The organism is Solwaraspora sp. WMMB762 (assembly GCF_049179115.1).
Taxonomy (GTDB): domain Bacteria; phylum Actinomycetota; class Actinomycetes; order Mycobacteriales; family Micromonosporaceae; genus Micromonospora_E.
Map to the genome: position 1 here is coordinate 3,560,000 of NZ_JBMHMD010000001.1, position 19,256 is coordinate 3,579,255.

The 19,256-nt window shown below is 69.9% G+C and carries 20 protein-coding genes; 14 read left to right on the plus strand and 6 right to left on the minus strand.

The features are described from left to right. Positions 1-167: 167 nt before the first annotated feature. Positions 168-1,703: an MFS transporter gene (locus tag ACN27J_RS15750; protein WP_421367077.1), complete on the plus strand. Its 1,536-nt coding sequence runs from the start codon at positions 168-170 to the stop codon at positions 1,701-1,703. A gap of 14 nt (positions 1,704-1,717) precedes the next feature. On the opposite strand, the gene ACN27J_RS15755 is transcribed toward ACN27J_RS15750, so the two are convergent. The 3 genes from ACN27J_RS15755 to mshA form a co-directional block, all read right to left on the minus strand. Continuing rightward, positions 1,718-2,665 carry a hypothetical protein gene (locus ACN27J_RS15755; RefSeq protein WP_421367079.1) on the minus strand — a complete coding sequence of 316 codons (948 nt, stop codon included), beginning with the start codon at positions 2,663-2,665 and terminating at the stop codon, positions 1,718-1,720. Between the two features lie 86 nt (positions 2,666-2,751). Then, entirely contained in the window at positions 2,752-3,267 is a 516-nt protein-coding gene (locus tag ACN27J_RS15760) for a YbjN domain-containing protein (protein ID WP_421367081.1), read from the minus strand. A gap of 11 nt (positions 3,268-3,278) precedes the next feature. Beyond that, positions 3,279-4,643, minus strand: a complete 1,365-nt coding sequence (gene mshA / locus ACN27J_RS15765; protein ID WP_421367083.1) for a D-inositol-3-phosphate glycosyltransferase — start codon at positions 4,641-4,643, stop codon at positions 3,279-3,281. 186 nt (positions 4,644-4,829) lie between these two features. Between mshA and ACN27J_RS15770 the strand changes: the two genes are divergently transcribed. Both ACN27J_RS15770 and ACN27J_RS15775 read left to right on the plus strand, forming a co-directional pair. After that, positions 4,830-5,618 carry an SDR family oxidoreductase gene (locus ACN27J_RS15770; protein ID WP_421367084.1) on the plus strand — a complete coding sequence of 263 codons (789 nt, stop codon included), beginning with the start codon at positions 4,830-4,832 and terminating at the stop codon, positions 5,616-5,618. Next, positions 5,615-6,496: a class I SAM-dependent methyltransferase gene (locus ACN27J_RS15775; RefSeq protein ID WP_421367085.1), complete on the plus strand. Its 882-nt coding sequence runs from the start codon at positions 5,615-5,617 to the stop codon at positions 6,494-6,496. Before ACN27J_RS15770 ends, ACN27J_RS15775 begins: the two co-directional genes overlap by 4 nt. Here the strand turns inward: ACN27J_RS15775 and ACN27J_RS15780 are convergent. Continuing rightward, entirely contained in the window at positions 6,493-7,614 is a 1,122-nt protein-coding gene (locus ACN27J_RS15780) for a UDP-N-acetylmuramate dehydrogenase (RefSeq protein ID WP_421367086.1), read from the minus strand. The two genes, ACN27J_RS15775 and ACN27J_RS15780, sit on opposite strands and share 4 nt — an antisense overlap. Before the next feature lie 69 nt (positions 7,615-7,683). Here ACN27J_RS15780 and ACN27J_RS15785 point away from each other — a divergent pair, with 69 nt between their 5' ends. The 7 genes from ACN27J_RS15785 (at position 7,684) to ACN27J_RS15815 (ending at position 14,879) form a co-directional block, all read left to right on the plus strand. Next, the gene (locus ACN27J_RS15785; protein ID WP_421367087.1) at positions 7,684-8,445 is read left to right on the plus strand and encodes a maleylpyruvate isomerase family mycothiol-dependent enzyme; all 762 of its coding nucleotides are present in this window, start codon (positions 7,684-7,686) and stop codon (positions 8,443-8,445) included. Between the two features lie 225 nt (positions 8,446-8,670). Continuing rightward, positions 8,671-9,975, plus strand: coding sequence for an ABC transporter substrate-binding protein (locus ACN27J_RS15790; protein ID WP_278171670.1), 1,305 nt, complete (start codon positions 8,671-8,673; stop codon positions 9,973-9,975). Next, positions 9,972-10,988, plus strand: a complete 1,017-nt coding sequence (locus ACN27J_RS15795; RefSeq protein ID WP_421367088.1) for a carbohydrate ABC transporter permease — start codon at positions 9,972-9,974, stop codon at positions 10,986-10,988. Before ACN27J_RS15790 ends, ACN27J_RS15795 begins: the two co-directional genes overlap by 4 nt. Before the next feature lie 74 nt (positions 10,989-11,062). Further along, entirely contained in the window at positions 11,063-11,836 is a 774-nt protein-coding gene (locus ACN27J_RS15800) for a carbohydrate ABC transporter permease (protein ID WP_123607253.1), read from the plus strand. Next, positions 11,833-13,215 (plus strand): GH1 family beta-glucosidase, encoded by a 1,383-nt coding sequence (locus tag ACN27J_RS15805; protein ID WP_421367089.1) that lies wholly within the window; start codon positions 11,833-11,835, stop codon positions 13,213-13,215. Before ACN27J_RS15800 ends, ACN27J_RS15805 begins: the two co-directional genes overlap by 4 nt. 59 nt (positions 13,216-13,274) lie before the next feature. Beyond that, entirely contained in the window at positions 13,275-14,285 is a 1,011-nt protein-coding gene (locus tag ACN27J_RS15810) for a LacI family DNA-binding transcriptional regulator (protein ID WP_421367090.1), read from the plus strand. Positions 14,286-14,552: 267 nt separating this feature from the next. Then, on the plus strand, positions 14,553-14,879 hold the full coding sequence (locus ACN27J_RS15815; protein WP_421367091.1) for a hypothetical protein: 327 nt from the start codon (positions 14,553-14,555) through the stop codon (positions 14,877-14,879). Positions 14,880-15,210: 331 nt separating this feature from the next. Here ACN27J_RS15815 and ACN27J_RS15820 read toward each other — a convergent pair whose 3' ends face one another. Further along, complete coding sequence (locus tag ACN27J_RS15820) at positions 15,211-15,789, minus strand: TetR/AcrR family transcriptional regulator (RefSeq protein ID WP_421367092.1); 579 nt, start codon at positions 15,787-15,789, stop codon at positions 15,211-15,213. 81 nt (positions 15,790-15,870) lie between these two features. Here ACN27J_RS15820 and ACN27J_RS15825 point away from each other — a divergent pair, with 81 nt between their 5' ends. Next, the gene (locus ACN27J_RS15825) at positions 15,871-16,977 is read left to right on the plus strand and encodes an NAD-dependent epimerase/dehydratase family protein (protein WP_421367094.1); all 1,107 of its coding nucleotides are present in this window, start codon (positions 15,871-15,873) and stop codon (positions 16,975-16,977) included. A gap of 27 nt (positions 16,978-17,004) precedes the next feature. On the opposite strand, the gene ACN27J_RS15830 is transcribed toward ACN27J_RS15825, so the two are convergent. Beyond that, positions 17,005-17,172: a hypothetical protein gene (locus ACN27J_RS15830; protein ID WP_421367096.1), complete on the minus strand. Its 168-nt coding sequence runs from the start codon at positions 17,170-17,172 to the stop codon at positions 17,005-17,007. Positions 17,173-17,470: 298 nt separating this feature from the next. Here ACN27J_RS15830 and ACN27J_RS15835 point away from each other — a divergent pair, with 298 nt between their 5' ends. The 3 genes from ACN27J_RS15835 (at position 17,471) to ACN27J_RS15845 (ending at position 19,254) form a co-directional block, all read left to right on the plus strand. Beyond that, complete coding sequence (locus tag ACN27J_RS15835) at positions 17,471-17,941, plus strand: excisionase family DNA-binding protein (protein ID WP_421367097.1); 471 nt, start codon at positions 17,471-17,473, stop codon at positions 17,939-17,941. Between the two features lie 12 nt (positions 17,942-17,953). Then, positions 17,954-18,505, plus strand: a complete 552-nt coding sequence (locus ACN27J_RS15840; RefSeq protein WP_421367098.1) for a PIN domain-containing protein — start codon at positions 17,954-17,956, stop codon at positions 18,503-18,505. 299 nt (positions 18,506-18,804) lie between these two features. Continuing rightward, complete coding sequence (locus ACN27J_RS15845; RefSeq protein ID WP_421367099.1) at positions 18,805-19,254, plus strand: hypothetical protein; 450 nt, start codon at positions 18,805-18,807, stop codon at positions 19,252-19,254. Positions 19,255-19,256 lie beyond the last annotated feature (2 nt).

Below are 19,256 nucleotides of genomic sequence, written 5' to 3' on the forward strand. Positions count from 1 at the left end.
CGTCCATCCTGCCGGACCCGGTGCCCGGAGGTTCACCGGCCCGGGGCACCGGCCGGCCGGGGTGACGACCGCCACGCGGAAATTCGCATGCTCGGTACGCCGCCCGCCGCCTAGCGTGTAAGGCACAGATGTTGCACTGTTCATTACTGCACGGGGGTAGCTAGCCGATGTCGGGTGCGCGGGGATGGCTACAGCAGACCACCAGCGGCCTGCCCCGGGCCTTCTGGTACCTGTGGACCGGCAGTCTGATCAACCGGCTCGGCTCGTTCGTCGTGATCTTCCTGGCCATCTACCTGACCGCCGGGCGCGGCCTGTCCGGCTCCCAGGCCGGTCTGGTGCTCGGCGCCTGGGGCGCCGGCGGAGCCGTCGGCACCCTGCTCGGCGGGACGCTCGCCGACCGCTGGGGGCGGCGCCCGACGCTGCTCACCGCACATCTGGGCGCCGCCACCATGCTGATCATCCTCGGGTTGGCCGACCGGTGGTGGCTGCTCCTGGTGGGCGCCGCACTGCTCGGCCTGTTCAACGAGGGTGCCCGGCCGGCGTACGGGGCGATGATGATCGACGTGGTCCCGGCCGCCGACCGGCTGCGTGCCTTCTCGCTCAACTACTGGGCCATCAACCTGGGGTACGCGTTCGCGGCGGTGCTCGCCGGACTCGCCGCGCAGGTCGACTACTTCCTGCTGTTCGCGGTGAACGCGAGCACCACCCTGGCCACCGCCGCGCTGGTCTTCGTCAAGGTCGGTGAGACCCGGCCGGCGACCCAGGCGGCGGCACCGCTCGGCGCGGCCGTGGTCGCGGCCCGACCGGCCGGGTTGCTGGTTGTCGTCACCGACCGGGTCTTCCTCGGCTTCGTCGGGCTGAACGTGCTGCTGGCCATGGTGTTCATGCAGCACGGCGCGATGTTGCCGATCGCGATGGCCGACGACGGGCTGTCGCCCACCACGTTCGGCGTGGTGATGGCGCTCAACGGCGTGCTCATCGTGGTCGGGCAGCTCTTCGTCCCCCGGCTGATCACCGGCCGCAACCGCTCGCACGTGCTGGCTCTGGCGGCAGTGATCGTCGGGGTCGGCTTCGGCCTGACCGCCGTCGCCGACGTCGCCTGGTTGTACGCGGTGACAGTGCTGATCTGGACCGCTGGCGAAATGCTCAACTCGCCGTCGAACGCGACGCTGATCGCCGAGCTGACCCCGGCCGCACTGCGCGGCCGCTACCAGGGTGTCTTCTCGCTGTCCTGGTCGGTCGCCGCCTTCGCCGCGCCGATCACCGGCGGCTTCGTCTGGCAGTACGCGGGAAACACCGCACTGTGGCTCGGCTGCGCCGCGATCGGCGGGGTGGTCGCGGTGGGTCAGCTGATCGCCGGACCGGCCCGCGAGCGGCGGGCCGCCGAGCTGCGGACGGGCCCTCCGGCGGAAACGGATAACCGGCGGCGGGGAGCGACACTCACCCCCGTAAGCGTCGCTCCCCCTCGCCGCCGGTTTCGGGTGGCGCCGTCCCCCAACGGCCCAATGCCACCGGTCCCCCGGCACCCAGCCCGGTTGTTCGGACCGAACCGGTCCGACGGCCCCCAGCCAATCCCGGGCTCGGCGCGTGACTCAACCGTAGTTCCTGACACTTCCGATGGACAAGGCGATTCGGTTGTACGCCCAATCACACCATCCGAGGTGCCGAACGGGGTTTACGCCCGCAACAACACCGACGAGTGATGGCGAATACACGCTCAGGCATCTTCGCGGTCGGGAGATTCGAGCCGGAAGAAATTGCTCGGCGTACCGTCCGTGCGCTGTTCCTGGTAGATGAAGTTCAACCGACGCTGATCAAACGTCCCAAACCACTCATCCCAGGAGATCTTTCGTAGATTGCCGCCACCGTAGCCGGGGAAGTCGATCCGCAGCACGCTGGGCCGGCCATCGCGAGGGGCGCTGACGGTCGCCGGTGTACCGCCCCGGGCGTCGGCCCACTGCCGGATCGTCCGGTGATCGGTGGTGATCAGGCTACGCCCGGCACGTTCGGCGTGCTGCTGCGGATCGTCGATACGCTGGGCGTACTTCAGCGAACTGGACGACTTGGCTCCGGACCGGATCTTGGCACCGCCGGACCGTCCGCCGCCGCCCGCGCCAGAGGTGTTCCGCCCCGTCGAACCGGCGCTCTTGCGGGCCGCACTGGTGCTCTTGCGCGCCGAACCGGCGCTCCGCCCCGCCGAACTGGTGCTCTTGCGGGCCGTCGACGATGTGCCGGACCGGGCCGAACTGGTGCTCTTGCGCGCCGCACTGGCGCTCTTGCCAGCCGGCGCCGAACGCCGGGAGGTCGGCGAACCGGCCTTCGGCCGGGACGCCTGCTTCGCCCGCGCCGGAGTACCCCGCCGCATCGCCCGCGCCAACGACTTGATCAGATCGGGCTTGCGCAGGTTGGACGTGCCGGTCACCCCACGCTTGCGCAGCTGGTCTCGCAGTTCGTCGACGCGAAGGTCAGCGAGGTCGCTCTCCCGGACCGCGCCGCCGGCCCGGCCGATGGTCGCCGAGCTGGACTTGCGGGCCGAGCTGGAACTGCGAGCCGAGGTGGAGCTACGGGCCGAGCTGGAGCTACGGGCCGAGGTGGAGCTACGGCCGGCCTTGGACCGTCCGTTCGACGCAGGGCTGCGGCGCCGGGTGCTGGTCTGTTGAGGCATGGTCTGCTCACTCCCTTTGACAGTGTGCCTGCGGGGGGCAGTGGGCGACGGTTGCGCCACCATGCGAGCAGTACCCTGCTGACTCCCTACAAACCTGGATCCTCCGGCGTCTTGTCGTCGAAAAGGTGCGCGAAGGCGCGCAGGTTCGCCACCGATTCACCTCTCTTGACCCGCCATTCCCACTCGCGGCGGATCGCCGAACCGAAGCCGATCTCCAGCATCGCGTCGAATGACTCGTCGGCATAGGTGAGCACCGAGCCGAGTATCCGGTCCAGTTCGTCTTCGGTGATTCCAGCCAGCCCGACACGACCGGTGAGGTAGATGTCGCCGACCGCGTCGATCGAAAAGGCGACACCGTACATCCGGGCGTTGCGTTGCAGCAGCCAGGTCCACAAATCGGTACGCCGTTCATCGGGCTGCCGCATCACGAATGCTTCTATTCGCAGCGCCTGCTCGCCGACGATCAGATTGCACACCGTCTTCAGCTTGTGGGTGCCCGGCAACGTCACCGCGTACGACAGGTCACCGGTAGGTTCCCAGCTCAGCTCGCGATCGGCGCAGACCGCCTCGATCAGCGCCGCCACCTCGGCTCGTCCGCTCATGGCACTCCTGGTCAACCCACGCTCGCCGACAGGGCGTCGGCGTCCCGGGACATCCCGGCGGCGGTCGCCGCGCGGTACGCCCGCACCGCCTCACCGTAAACGTCGAGCAACCCGGCCGCAGTGCGTGTCCAGGAGAACTGCCGGGCGTGCTCCACCGCGCCCCGACCGAGCCGGTCCCGCAACGCCGGAGCGGCAAGCAGATCGCCGATCGCCCGGCCCCAGTCGTCCGGGTGGTGTCCGTCGACCAGCACTCCGCTGTGCCCGTCGCGGACCGCGGTGACCAGGCCACCGACCGAGGCGGCCAGCACCGGCGTGCCGCAGGCCTGAGCCTCCAGGGCGACCAGACCGAACGATTCGTTGTACGACGGCACCGCGACCAGGTCGGCGGCCCGGAAGAGGGTCGGCAGGTCGGTATGGCCCAGCGGCGGCATGAACCGCACCAGATCGTCGACTCCCAGCGATCTCGCCAGGTCGATCAGGGCACCCGGCTGGTCCAGACCGGTGCCGCTCGGGCCACCGGCGACCACCACCGTGAGATCGGCGACCGCACCCGGATCCCGCCGACGCAGCGCGGCCACCGCGCGCAGCAGCACGTCCGGCGCCTTCAGCGGCTGGATCCGGCCGGCGAACGCCACCAGATGGCCACGGACCGGCAGGCCGAACCGCCGTCGGGCGGCCGCCCGGGTGGCCTGTTCCCGGCCGGGCGGGCCGGGCCGGAACCGGTCCAGGTCGACGCCCGGTTCGACCACGGAGACCCGGTCCGCCTCGGCGCCGTACCAGTCGATCAGCTCGCCGGCCTCGGTCCTGGTGTTCGCCACCAGATGGTCCGCCTCGGTGACCACCTGTTCCTCACCGATGATCCGGGGGGCCGGCTCCGGCCGGTCACCGGCCGCCAACCGGGCGTTCTTGACCTTCGCGAGCGTGTGCGCGGTGTGCACCAGCGGCACCCCCCAGCGCTCCTTCGCCAGCCACCCGACCTGCCCGGAGAGCCAGTAGTGTGAGTGGATCAGGTCGTAGTAGCCGGGTGCCCGGGCGGCCTCTGCCCGCAGCACCCCGGCGGTGAATGCGCAGAGCTGCGCCGGCAGGTCCTCCTTCGGCAGCGGCTCCAGCGGGCCGGAGATCACCTGCCGCACCCGTACGCCGGGTGCCATCTCCACCACCGGCGGTACGCCACCCGCCGTCGCCCGGGTGAAGATCTCGACCTCCACGCCGGCCTCGGCCAGCCGCCGGGACACCTCGACGATGTAGACGTTCATGCCGCCAGCGTCGCCGGTGCCCGGCGAGTCCAGCGGAGAGGTGTGCACCGACAGTGTCGCGACCCGACGGGGACGCGGCGGCGGGTTGTCACCCTGCCCGGCCTGACCCACCTGCACCACGTCGCTCCCTCCGCTCGCCCGATCGCAGCCAACGCCACCAACCAGGACGACCCGTCACATCTTCCCGGTACTGGCAGCGACATGCCGCACTACAGCGGGTGGAGGTGACCCACCTCTCGCCGACGGCGACGCCCGAGACCGACCGGCGGCGACCGTCCCGGGCCGGCAAGCGGCGACAATGGCTGGATGACACCGATCGCCATCGTCACCGGAGCGTCCAGCGGAATCGGCGCGGCCACCGCCCGCCGGCTGGCCGCCGAGGGCTTCCACGTGGTCGCCGCCGCCCGCCGCAGCGACCGGCTCGCCGAACTGGTCGACTCGATTCGCGACAACGGCGGGGCCGCGACTGCGGTGACCTGCGACGTCACCGACGACGGATCGGTGGCCGGACTGGTGCAGGCGGTCAGCGGGTTGGCTCGGCAGGGTGACCTGCCCGGGCGGGTCACCCTGCTGGTGAACAACGCCGGCGGGGCGCGCGGGCTGGACCCGGTCGAGTCCGCACCGGTGGCCGACTGGCGGTGGATGTACGAGGTGAACGTGCTCGGCACGCTGCGGGTCACCCAGGCTCTGCTGCCGGCGCTGACCGCCAGCGGGGCCGGCACCGTCGTGGTGATCGGCTCCACCGCCGGGCAGGTCGTCTACGAGGGCGGTGGCGGCTACACCACAGCCAAGCACGGCCAGACCGCGCTGACAGAGACGCTCCGGCTGGAGCTGTGCGGCCGGCCGGTCCGGGTGGTCGAGATCGATCCGGGCATGGTGCGTACCGACGAGTTCAGCGTGAACCGGTTCGGCGGGGACACCGCGCGGGCCGAAGCGGTCTACGCGGGGGTGGCCGAGCCGCTGGTCGCCGACGACATCGCGGACTGCGTCGCCTGGTGCGCCACCCGGCCGCAGCACGTCAACGTGGACCGGCTGGTGGTCCGCCCGTTGGCCCAGGCAGCGCAGCACAAGGTGCACCGGGTGCTGCCCGGGTGAGCCGGGGTCGGGCGGCCCGGCCGGTCGGAGCCCGCGCGCCCGACCCGGCCCGGCCGGTCGGCGAGGTCACCCGGGGCACCACCGCACCGAACCGACTGCGCCGGGCCGACCGGTGGATCGCGTACCGCTGCGGGCCGGCACTGACGGACGCGGCCCGGCCACCGCTGGTGGTCGACCTCGGTTTCGGCGCCCACCCGGTGACCACCGTCGAGCTGGCCACCCGGCTGCGGTCGGTGCGACCGGACGTGCGGGTGGTCGGCCTGGAGATCGACCCGGACCGGGTCGCGGCGGCGGCTCCGGCCGCCGCGCCGCCACAACTGACCTTCGGCCGGGGTGGATTCGAGCTGGCCGGGCTCCGGCCGGTGCTGGTCCGCGCGTTCAACGTGCTGCGCCAGTACGCCGAGTCCGACGTCGCGGCGGCGTGGGCGACGATGCGCGCCGCGCTCGCTCCCGGAGGTTTGCTGGTCGAGGGGACCTGTGACGAACCGGGCCGGGTCTGCTCCTGGGTACTGCTCGACGCCACCGGGCCGGTCTCGCTGACCCTGGCCGGCCGGTTGGCGACGCTGGCCCGCCCGGCCGGCGACGGGCCGGCGGTGCTCGCCGAACGGCTGCCGAAGGCGCTGATCCACCGCAACGTGCCGGGCGAGCGGGTACACGCGCTGCTGCGGGCGCTCGACGAGAGCTGGCGGGCGGCGGCCGGCTACGCACCGTACGGGCCACGACAGCGCTGGCTGCGCACGGTGGCGGCGCTGCGCGACGGCGGCTGGCCGGTGCTGGACCGACCGGCCCGGTGGCGGCTCGGCGAGTTGACCGTGCCCTGGTCGGCGGTGGCCCCGGCCGACGGCGCAACGGTCGAGTCCGGCCGGCGGGTCGGCTAGTCGAACGAGCAGTTGACCAGGACCGGCTCCGGGTGCAGGGTCACGCCGAACCGGTCGCGGACCCCGTCTCTGATGGTGCCGGCCAGGTCGAGCAGCGCGGCGGTGCTGCCGCCGCCCCGGTGGGTGAGCGCCAGGGTGTGCTTGCTGGAGATGGCGACCGGCGCGTCGCCGCCCGGGTAGCCCTTGCCGTACCCGGCCTTGTCGATCAGCCAGGCCGCGCTGACCTTGACCGAGTCGCCACCGGCGACCGGCCAGGTCGCCGGCTCGCCCGTCCCGGCCGCGGCGACCCGGGCGTGGAACCGCCGCGCGGCGGCGGCGTCCAGCACCGGGTTGGTGAAGAACGAGCCCACCGAGCGGGTGTCCGGGTCGGTGGCGTCGAGCACCATCCCCTTGCCGGCCCGTAGCCGCAGCACCGCGGCACGGGCGTCGGCCAGCGGCACCCGGTCACCGACGGTGACACCGAGGCTGCGGGCCAACTCGGCGTAGCGCACCGGGGTGGACAGCTCGCTGTGGGCCAGTTGGAAGTCCACCGCCAGCACCAGGTAGCGGTCGTTGCGTTTGAACAGGCTGTCGCGGTAGGCGAACCGGCAGTCGGCGGCGGACAACGCGTACCGCTCGTCGGTGAGCCGGTCGTGCACGTGCACGGCCTGCACGGTCTCGGCGACCTCCTGACCGTAGGCGCCGACGTTCTGGATCGGGGTGGCACCGGCCGCGCCCGGGATACCGGACAGGCACTCCACCCCGGACCAGCCGGCGGCGACGGTGGCGGCGACCAGGTCGTCCCACGGCTCGCCGGCCTCGACCCGGATGGTGACGGTGGCCGGATGGCCGGCCGCCGCCGGTTCCTCGGCGACCACCTGGAACCCGGTGGAGCGGACCAGGATCACCGTGCCGGGGAAGCCGTCGTCGCCGATCACCACATTGCTGCCGCCGCTGAGCAGCAGAAGCTGCTCCCCGCGCCGGCCGGCGTCCCGGACCGCCTCGGTCAACTCCTCGGCGGTGGTCGCGGTGACCAGCCGGTCGGCCGGGCCGCCGAGGGCGAGCGTGGTATAGCGTGCCAACGGCGCAAGGGCCGTCGGGTCTTCAGCAGATGGCGCGTGGGCACTAACGTCAGGCACGCCCCTCACCCTAGGCTGGAATCCACCCGCGCCACGCCACTGGCTGTCGGCTCGACCCGGAGGATCATGATGAGCAGGCTGCACGGCTCCAAGGACTTCTGGCTCGGCGCACTGCGGGCGGACGGTCCGGCGTTCCGGGCCGCCGTCGCTGAGGCGCCGTTGGACGCGCCGGTGCCGTCCTGCCCGGACTGGACGGTGGTCGACCTGGTGCACCATCTCGGCATCGTGTACATGTGGGTGCGGGAGACCGTGTCGCGCGGTGTCGCCGATCCGAGGGAGGAGCGGCCGCCGGTGGCCGCCAAACCCGACGGGGCCGAAGCGGTCGGCTGGTGGCAGCAGGAGTTCGACTCGCTGGTCACCCTGCTGGACGGGCTCGACCCGGAGATGCCGGCATGGAACTGGGCGCCGCAAACCAAGAAGGTGGGCTTCTGGGTCCGGCGGATGGCGCACGAGACCGCGGTGCACCGCTGGGACGCGCAGACGGCGATCGCCGGGGTGGAGCCGGTGGAGGCGAAGCTGGCCGCCGACGGGATCAGCGAGGTGCTGGACTCCTGGCTGCCGGCGGGCCGGCGGCGCAGGCGCCAGCCGGCGTACGGGGTGGCGCATCTGGTGGCGACCGACGCCGAACAGGAGTGGTACGTCCGGTTGCGGGGCGAGGGTATGGCGCTGCTGGACACCGACACGATCCTCGACTCCGATGATCACCACACCCGGACCCTGGCCACCGGCACCGCGAGTGACCTGCTCCTCGGGCTCTGGGGTCGGGTGCAGTTCGACGTGCTGGACGTCTCCGGCGACGCGGCACTGCTGGACGCGCTGCGGGTCGGCTGACCACTGCCCGCTCTTTCGTCCGTCGGCACTGGTGTAGGTAACGCGCCGGCAACGTTCTGAGAACGCTCTCTTGACAGGGGAGTGATTGACGTCCCACTCTCGTGAGAGCGCTCTCACAAGGCCTTGCCGGACCACCCGGCCAGGTCGTCAGGGTCGACAGAGAGCCAGCCAGCAACCACGCAGTTTTCGCACCCCACCATGCCTGGACCTGAGAGGGGTCAATCCATGGGCGCCAATTCACGCCGTCGGCTGGTCACCGCGACCGCCGCCGCGGTCACCGTACTCGCCGCAGCCACCGGCTGCGGCGGCGACGAAGCCGCCGACGACGGCACCATCACCCTGACCGTCGACGTCTTCGGCCAGTTCGGCTACGAGGAGCTGTACAAGCAGTACGAGGCCGAGAACCCCGGCATCAAGATCGTCGAACGGGGCACCGGCACCAACCTCGACGAGTACTCCCCCAAGCTGACCCAGTGGCTGGCCGCCGGCAAGGGCGCCGGCGACATCGTCGCCATCGAGGAGGGCCTGCTGATCGAGTACAAGGCCAACCCGCAGAACTTCGTGAACCTGCTTGACCACGGTGCCGCCGAGCTCGAAGGCAACTTCATGCCGTGGAAGTGGGACCAGGCGCTGACCGCCGACGGCAGCCAGCTGATCGGGCTCGGCACCGACGTCGGCGGCATGGCGATGTGCTACCGCACCGACCTGTTCGAGGCCGCCGGGCTGCCGACCGACCGCGACGAGGTCTCCGCGCTCTGGCCGACCTGGCAGGACTACATCTCCGTCGGCGAGCAGTTCGTCGAGGCCGACACCGGCGCGTCGTTCCTGGACGCGGCGACCCAGACGTTCAACACGATCGTGCTGCAGACCGCCGGCGCCGCCGAGGGCTACCACTACTACGACCTCGACGACAACCTCGTCGTCGACACCAACCCGGCCGTCAAGCAGGCCTGGGACATCACCATGGACATCATCGACTCCGACCTGAGCGGCAAGTACGGTGCCTGGTCCGACGAGTGGGTGGCCGCGTTCAAGCAGGCCAAGTTCGCCACCATCGCCTGCCCGGCCTGGATGACCGGCGTGATCGAGGGCAACGCCGGCCCGGAGGCGGCCGGCAAGTGGGACATCGCCAAGGTGCCCGGCGACGGCGGCAACTGGGGCGGGTCGCACCTGGCGGTGCCGGCGCAGAGCGAGCACCAGGAGGAGGCCGTCAAGCTGGTCAAGTTCCTGACCAGCCCGGAGGGGCACATCGGGGCGTTCAAGGCCAAGGGCCCGCTGCCGTCGTCGCCGCAGGCGCTCGACGACCCGGCGATCCTGGAGGCGACCAGCGAGTACTTCAACGACGCCCCGATCGGGCAGATCTTCGGTGAGGGCGCCAAGAACCTCAAGCCGGTCTACATGGGACCGAAGAACCAGGCGGTCCGCACCGAGGTGGAGAACGCCGTCCGTACGGTCGAGCTGGGTCAGCGTACGCCCGACGAGGGCTGGACCGACGCGGTGAACAACGCCAAGACGGCGGCCGAGAAGTGACCGCGGGCCGGGTGGCGCAGGTCGAGCCGGAGCAGCCGGCCGCCGACGCCACCCGGCCGGCCCGGCGACAGCCCGAGCCGCCGCACCGGCGGCCCCGGCTGTGGCTGGCCCGGCTGGACACCAAAGCCTCCCCGTACCTGTACATCGCGCCGTTCTTCGTGCTGTTCGCGATCTTCGGCGCCTACCCGCTGGGCTACACGTTCTGGGTGTCGCTGCACGACTGGGACCTGCTCGCCGCCGAGCACCCGTTCGTCGGCTTCGACAACTACAGCCGGCTGCTCGCCGACGGCGACTTCTGGAACTCGGTGCTCAACACGTTGGGCATCTTCGTCATCTCCACCGTGCCGCAGCTGCTGCTGGCGCTCTGGCTGGCCCACCTGCTGAACCGGCAGCTGCGGGCCCGTACGTCGTTCCGGATGAGCATCCTGATCCCGAACATCACCTCGACGGCGGCGGTGGCGATCGTCTTCGGTCAGCTGTTCAGCCGCGAGTTCGGCATGATCAACTGGGCGCTGGACCTGGTCGGCATCGACGCCATCGACTGGCGCAACACCCGGTTCGGCGCCTGGGTGGCGATCTCGACGATGGTCGGCTGGCGGTGGACCGGCTACAACGCGCTGATCTTCCTGGCCGCGATGCAGTCCATCCCGAAGGACCTGTACGAGTCGGCGGCGATCGACGGCGCCCGTCCCGCCCGCCAGTTCTGGTCGATCACCGTACCGATGCTGCGACCCACCATCGTCTTCTGCGTCATCATCTCCACCATCGGCGGACTGCAGCTGTTCACCGAGCCGCTGCTGTTCAACTCCGGCCCCAACCCGATCCGGGGTGGGCCGCTGCGCGAGTCGCAGACCATGACCATGTACATGTTCGAGAACGCGTTCGCGCCGCACTTCAACTTCGGCTACGGCTCGGCGATCGCCTGGATGTTGTTCGCCCTGATCGTCGTCATCTCGCTGATCAACGTGCTGGTGATCCGCCGGCTCGGCAACAGCACCCGGAAGCAGGGGTGAGCACCGTGAAAGCCAGTCAGCACCTGTGGAGCGCCAGCAAACTGACGTACGCGACGCTGATCGTCGCCGGACTGATGTCTATCTTCCCGATCTACTGGATGTTCGTGGTCGCCACCCGGTCCAGCGACGCCATGGGGCAGATCCCGCCGCCGCTCACCCCGGGCGGCAACCTGCCGGGCAACATCGAGCGGCTGTTCAACAACCCCGACGCGTACTTCCTCACCGGCATGATCAACTCGGCGATCGTCGCCGGCACCGTCACCTTCTCGGTGGTGCTGTTCTCGTCGCTGGCCGGGTTCGCCTTCGCCAAACTACGGTTCAAGGGCTCCAACGCCCTGCTACTGGTGATCATCGCGACGATGATGGTGCCGACTCAGCTCGGCGTCATCCCGCTGTACATGCTGATGAGCCAGCTGGACTGGAACGACCGGCTCGCCGCGGTCATCGTGCCGGCGCTGGTCACCGGCTTCGGGGTGTTCCTGATGCGGCAGTACGCCAGCCAGGCGGTCAGCACCGAACTGATCGAGGCGGCCCGGGTCGACGGCTGCTCCACGCTACGGATCTACTGGAACGTGGTGCTGCCGGCGCTACGCCCCGCCGCCGCCGTGCTCGGCCTGCTCACCTTCATGACCATGTGGAACGACTTCCTCTGGCCGTACGCGGTGCTCAACGACCCGGAGAACCCGACCGTGCAGTTGTCGCTGCGGGCGCTGTCGAACGGCTACTACAACGACATGTCGCAGGTCTTCACCGGTACGGCGCTCGCTACGCTGCCACTACTGATCGTGTTCATCATTTTCGGCCGTCAGATCATCGGCGGCATCATGGAAGGTGCTGTCAAGGCGTGACGAACTCCAACGAGCCCGTACGGTTCCCCGACTCGTTCATCTGGGGCGCGGCCACCGCGTCGTACCAGATCGAAGGCGCCGCCCGCGCGGACGGTCGCGGCCCGTCGATCTGGGACACGTTCAGCCGTACGCCGGGCAAGGTGCACGCCGGGCACACCGGGGACGTCGCCTGCGACCACTACCACCGCTACCGCGACGACGTGGCGTTGATGGCCGAACTGGGGCTGCACACCTACCGGTTCTCGATCGCCTGGCCGCGCGTGCAGCCGGACGGCACCGGCCCGGTCAACCCGTACGGGCTGGACTTCTACGACCGGCTCGTCGACGAGCTGCGCGGGCACGGCATCGAGCCGATCATCACGCTCTACCACTGGGACCTGCCGCAGACCCTGGAGGACCGGGGCGGCTGGACCAACCGGGAGACGGCCGAGGCCTTCGCCGAGTACGCGCGGGCCGTGTACGCCCGGCTCGGCGACCGGGTCCAGACCTGGACCACGCTCAACGAGCCGTGGTGCTCGGCGTACCTCGGTTACGGCTCCGGGTTGCACGCCCCGGGCCGTACCGACCCGGCCGCCACCTTCCGGACCGTGCACCACCTGCTGCTCGGCCACGGGCTGGCCAACCAGGCGCTGCGCGCCGCCGGCGCGTCCACCATCGGGATCACGGTCAACCCGACGTCGGCGTTCCCCGCCGACCCGGCCAGCGAAGCCGACGCCAAGGCGGTCGAGCTGGTCGAGGACCTGCAGAACCGGATCTTCCTCGATCCGATCCTGCGCGGCGGCTACCCGCAGCGCATCCTCGACCACGTCAGCCGGTTCACCAGTCTGGACCACATCCGCGACGGCGACGAGAAGATCATCGGCGAGCCGATCGACCTGCTCGGTATCAACTACTACTCCCCCACCTACCTGGCCGCCCGCGACGGCGCGCCCGGTGGTGGCGGGGCGTTCCCCGGCACCGAGGGCATCGAGTTCATCGCCCCGGCACCGCCGCTGACCGACATGGGCTGGCAGATTCAGCCGTCCGGGCTGACCGCGCTGCTGAGCAAGCTGGGGCGGGACTACCCGGGCGTACCGATGATCATCACCGAGAACGGCGCCGCCTTCCCCGACCAGCTTGACCCCGACGGCGAACGGGTCGACGACAGCGACCGGGTCGCCTACCTGGACGGGCATCTGCGGGCCGCGCACGCCGCGATCGCCGCCGGGGTCGACCTGCGCGGTTACCTGGTGTGGTCGCTACTGGACAACTTCGAGTGGTCGTACGGCTACGCCAAGCGATTCGGCATCGTGTACGTGGACTACCTGACCCAGCGGCGGGTGCCGAAGGCCAGCGCACGGTGGTACCAAGAGGTGATCCGCCGCAACGGCATCGGCTGAGCCGCTGGCGTTTTCCGAGGTGGCGGGAGCTTTTACAGACGGGGAGCGCAGGCGTGAGCATGGCCAGGGAACGTCCGACGCTGGAGGCAGTCGCCCGCCGGGCCGGCGTGTCCCGGGCCACCGTGTCGCGCGTGGTGAACGGCTCCACCACCGTTGCCGAACCGATTCAGGACGCGGTCCGGCGGGCGGTCCAGGAGCTGGGGTACGTCCCCAACCTGGCCGCCCGCAGCCTGGTCACCCAGCGCACCGACTCGATGGGGCTGATCCTGCCGGAGACCGCCACCCGGGTCTTCTCCGACGACCAGGTCTTCCCCGGCATCATCCACGGCGTCAGCCAGGAGCTGGAGGCGGCCGACAAACAGCTGGTGCTGATGATGTCCGGCTCGGTCGGCAGCCACGACCGGGTCGAGCGGTACGCCCTGGGCCGACACGTCGACGGAGTCATGTTCGCCTCGATCCACGGCGTCGACCCGATGCCCGGCACGCTGGCCCGCAGCGGCCTGCCGGTGGTGTGCAGCGGCCGACCGATGGGGCAGGTCAGCGCCGGGGTGCCGTACGTGGACGTGGAGAACGAGGCCGGCGCCGAGCGGGCGGTCCGCTACCTGCTCGAATCCGGCCGGCGGCGGGTGGCGACGATCGCCGGCCCGCAGGACATGATCGCCGGGGTGGACCGGCTGGCCGGCTACCGTACGGTGATCCGGGAGACCGGTGGGCGGTCGCTGGTCGCCGCCGGTGACTTCACCCGCGAGTCGGGTGCGGTCGCGATGCGTCAGCTGCTCGAGGACGACCCGGCGTTGGACGCGGTCTTCGTCGCCTCCGACCTGATGGCCCACGGTGCCATCCGTACGCTGCGGGAAGCCGGCCGCCGGGTGCCCGACGACGTCGCGATCATCGGCTTCGACGACATCGAGATGGCCGGCTACCTGGACCCGGCGCTGACCACCGTCCGCCAGCCGATCCAGGAGATCGGCCGGACGCTGGCCCGGCTGCTGCTACGACTGGCCGACGGCGAGCCCGTCGAACCGGCCGTGGTGCTGCCCACCGAACTCGTCCGGCGCGACTCCGCCTGAGGTCCGACTCCCGGTCCGCGCCCGGTCCCGCTCTGACCCTGACTGACCCTGCCTGACCTCGCCTGACTGGGTACGCGCGGTTTGCGAGATCATGCAAATAAATGCAGTCGCCGAAACCACTGGTCAGCCGCAATTCAATTTCGACTTTTCGTAGTTGTCGCAGGTCGGCACGCCCTTGTCGACACGAGCCGTATAACGACAAGACATTGCTGATCACGAATGGCGCTGTTACCGTGACATCAAATCCGCAACAGGAAGGGGACATCCGTGCGTACTCTCGCAAGAGTCGCCGCCACCGCGGCGATGGTCGTGGGCGCGATGGCCGCCACCGGGACCGCCGCGATCGCCGCCGATTCGTCGTCGAACACCCAGGCCAGCACCACGTCCGCCAGCACGGCTGCGGTCGGCTACTACTACGGCTACGGCAGCGGAAGCAGCGCGAGCAGCGCCACCCTCAGCGCCAGGTTCCAGGCCGAGACGTGGGCGCAGATCGATGGCTACAACCCCTTCATCGACTGCTTCGTCGTCAGCTCTTACGTGAACCAGATCAGCGACTACTACTACACCGCGAACGTCACCCTGCTCTGCTACTGACCAGCAATACTTGAAGACCGGAACAATTGCGCCGGCTCACCTGAAAAGTGGGCCGGCGCACCCTTCCCGGCCCGGACCTCGTGCCCCGGGCCTCGTGCTTCCTGCTTCCTGCTTCCTGCTTGGAGCTTTGGGTCGGCGTGTCGGGCGGGTCGCCAACTTCCGGTTACCTCATGGTGCCTCCGACAACCTGATGCCGCACGTGCATCTTGATGCACCTGTGGCATCAAGCTCAACCGGCATCCCCGACCCCGAATGCGTGACACTTTGCGCGCATGTCGACCAGCTCGCCCCTCGGCGGCCGCTACGGCGTGCAGCATCCGAGGTTCCGGCCTCACGCCGACGGCGTACCGACCAGGTGTCTCATCGCTGCCAGCGTCAGGTCGATGGTGGCCGGGAGGTCGGGGTCGCCGTGCTGGTCGAGCCAGCGGGTCACCGCGATCCGGAACGTGGTCACAGCGATCTCGGCCGCCAGCCGGGCGGTCAGGTCGTCGATGCCGCGATCGCGGAAGCCCTGCTCCATGGCCTGCGACAGCAGCGAGAATTTGCGCAGCTCGCGCTCCTGCAGGGCGGGTTCGGCGCCGATCACGGCACGTCGGCGGAGCAGGTAGTCGAGGCTGCGGCCCTCGAAGATCGCGGCCGCGGCGGGGGGCAGGCCCGTGGCGATCAGCTCCATCGGGCCGAGCGACCGCGGGGCCCCGACCATGAGGCGTGCCACCTGCTCGGGCATCGACTCCTCGCCGGCGAACAGCACCTCCCGCTTGTCGGCGAAATGCCGGAAGAACGTACGGGTGGTGAGCCCGGCCCGTGCCGTGATCTGCGGCACGGTGGTCTCGGTGAAGCCCTGCTCGAGGAAGAGATCGAGTGCGGCCTGCTCGAGCCGTTCCCGCGCTCCCGGCTGCCATCGACCCATGCTGCACATCCTAGTGATGACACGACGTGTCGTGCCGTGCCATAGTGATGACACGACGTGCCATGACTGATGGAGGCGAACATGGCGGGTGAGATCTGGGTGCTCGGCGGGACCGGCCGGGTCGGCCGAGAGGCGGTGCAGCGCCTGCGGCAGGCGGGCACCGAGGTGGTGGTGGTCGGCCGCGACCGGGAACGGCTGACCCGGATGGTTCCGGACACCCGGGCGGTGACCGGCACACTCGACGAGGTCTGCGCGCGGCTCGCCGCCGAGTCGCCGGCCGTCGTGATCAACACGGTGGGCCCGTTCGCGGTCACCGCGCCGCAGGTCGCGCGGGCCTGCCCGGCCGGCACCCACTACGTCGACGTCGGCAACGAGCTGAGCGCGTTCGAGTCGCTGCACGCCATGCACCGGGAGGCGGCGGCGACCGGTCGCACCCTGGTCTGCGGGGCGGGCTTCGGTGTGCTCGCGACCGAGAGCATCCTGCTGCACCTGCTGGCGGGCGAGGAAAAACCTTCCCGGGTACGCGTCGACGCGCTCGCGTCGGTCGAGGTCGAACCCGGTGCCCTCGGCGAAGCCCTGTCCGCCACCATCGTGCAGGCGTTGCGCGACGGCGGTCGCGAGGTGCGGCAGGGCCAGTTGGTACGCGTCCGGGCCGGCGGTGCCGCCGAGCGGTTGACCACCCCCGACGGCGACGTGGTCACCACCGCTGCCATGGGCAGCGGCGAACTCTTCGCGGCCTGGCAGGCCAGCGGCGCCCCGTCGGTGATCGGCGCCTCGGCTCTCGCTCCCGCCAACCCGGCCGCCAGGGCCGCGACGTCGGCGGCCGGTGGCCTGCTGCGGCTGCCCGGCCTGGCCGGCTTCGCCACCCGGCGGCTCGCCCGCGTCACGACGACCACGGCCAGGGAGCGCCCACGCCGGTCGTCGTGGGGCCGCGCCCGGGTCGAATGGCCGTCCGGCCGGGTACGGGAGGGCTGGCTGCGCACCGGCGAGGGCATGACGTTCACGGCCGACGCGGTCGCCGAGGTGGCCCTCCGCCTGGCCAAGGGCGAGGGCCGCCCCGGCGCGTACACCCCGGCCAGGCTCTTCGGCCCCGACGTGGCGCTGGCCGCCGGCGCCGAGTTCGTGGTCCCGGACCAGGCCCGGGGTCACGGACAGGCTGTGGACGCGTCCGACGATTCCCTGGCCTGACCCGCTCCCTCGGCGACCGCGATTGTTCTAAAGTCGAACAGTGAGTATCGGCGAGCGGGTGGCGGCCAGGCGGTCCTGCGGCTGTACCGGCGGGAAATCGTCACCCTCGAACGGGCGCTCGACCTCCTGCTCGACACGTTCGCCGCCGACGACCTGCCCGAGCCCGGCGAAGGAAGCCGAGATCTGGGCCTTCACCTCGTGAATCCCGACCGCCAGACGTACGTCCTCGACACCGGTCCGTTGAACTATTTCGCCCGCAGCCAGTGGCTCGGCGTGTTGAAGGCGCTCCTCGCAGACGTCACCGTGGTGGTACCTGACGTCGTCGAGGCCGAGCTACGCGACGGGGCGGCCCGGCGCAGCTACCTGCAGATGGTGCTCGACGCCGACTGGGTCGGCGTGGTCCGACTCGACAAATCACCCCAAATCACCGCCTTCACCTACTTCACGAACCTCAACTTGTTGCGGATTTTTCGATTAGCGTTAGACTCGATGCATGGTCAACGCGCTTCGCGAGCGGACAGTCCTCCCACCAGAGGACGGCTCCGATCTCGCCAGGTTCGCCCGTGGTATGGCCGACGCGGCTCCGCCCATTCAGGCAAGACTCATCGGGCCGGACGGCACCTACCTAAACATCCCGGATGAGCTGTATGGGGTACTACGGGACGTGGTGACCGCCCTGTCACAGGGGATGGCAGTCTCGATCGCGCCACACAACACCATGCTCACCACGCAGGAAGCTGCCGACCTGCTCAACGTCTCGCGTCCCACTCTCGTACGGCTGTTGATTGACGGCGAGATCTCCTACACCATGCGCGGACGACACCGCCGGGTCATGCTTCGCGACATCCTCGACTATCGCGAACGCACCCGCCGCGAACGCCGCCAAACTCTCGACCAGATGGCCACCGAAGCTGAGGAAGACGGTCTCTACGATCTGGCCGCGACGCCCAAGCGGACCAGGTGAGGCAGACCAGTCGTGGCCTTTCCCGCCCTACTCGACACCTGTGCGCTCTACCCGGTCTACCTCTGCGACACCCTTCTCCGACTCGCCGAGGCCGAGGCGTATCGCCCACTTTGGTCGACTGACATCCACACAGAACTGCACCGCAATCTGGTCGCGGCAGGCATCGACGTCGGCCGGGTTGACCGACGTATCGGTCACATGGTCCGCACGTTCCCGGACGCAATGGTTACCGGGTACGAGACACTCATTGATGGTATGTCGAATGATCCGAAGGACCGTCACATCCTCGCCGCCGCCGTGCGCGCCAACGCCGAGGTCATCGTCACCTTCAACCTTCGAGACTTCCCCGAATCTGCGTTGAAGCCGTACGACATCCTCGCGGTCCACCCCGACGACTTCCTTCTCGATCAACTCGATCTCTACCCCGGCCTGACTATTGAGATCCTCGAACAACAGGCCGCCTCGTATCGACGCGAGCCGACGACCGTCGCCGCGCTCCTGCCACTGCTCGAACGCGCCGGCCTACCGCAGTTCACGGCGGAAATCCGCAGGCACCTCCGCTAATCAACGGCAAGCGCACCGGAGTCGACGGCTCGGGGGCAGCCCGATCAGGGCGAAGATGTTCCCTTGGCTGCTGGTCGGCCGCTGGTGGTCCTCGATCCGTGATGAAGACCGGCCCGGTGCGGGCAGCGACCTTCGCCCATCCCGTGTCCTGGTTGAACTCATGACTCGACATCACGCCTGCAGCGTCATCGCGGAAGCGAACGCGACCACAACGATCTACACCGTCGTGACCAGCAGAAATCGAACCGCCGAAGCCACATCGCACCCCTCACCGCTGGTTGCTGACGTACCCTGCCACGATGTCGAGCACCGCTCAAGGACGCGTCACCGTTGTACCAGCGCCTCAACAGAGACGGATATCGATCACGCTCGCGGCTATCGCCGCGCTCGTCGCCGGGCTCGGCGGCTATCAGATCGGGTTGGCGCGTGACCGGCATTCGGCCACTGCGGTGGTATTGACCGGCACCGTCGTCTGGTCGAACGAGCAGACACGACTGATCGCGTTCGATCCGGACGGCGTCGTGCGCGAGCCCGACGATGGGGACAAGATCTACTCCGTACTCACCGACAATTGGCAGGACGCCGAGGGAACGGTGCACTCGGACGAGAGCTATCCGACCTGCCTCGCCACCGAGGGCGGCGAGGCGGTCTCGATGGAACGGCACCGCGCCGAGCTGACCGTCATCGAGTGGGACACGGACGGCGCTCAGCGGGTGCCGATCGCGGTCCGGGTGCGCTGCCTGAGTTGAGC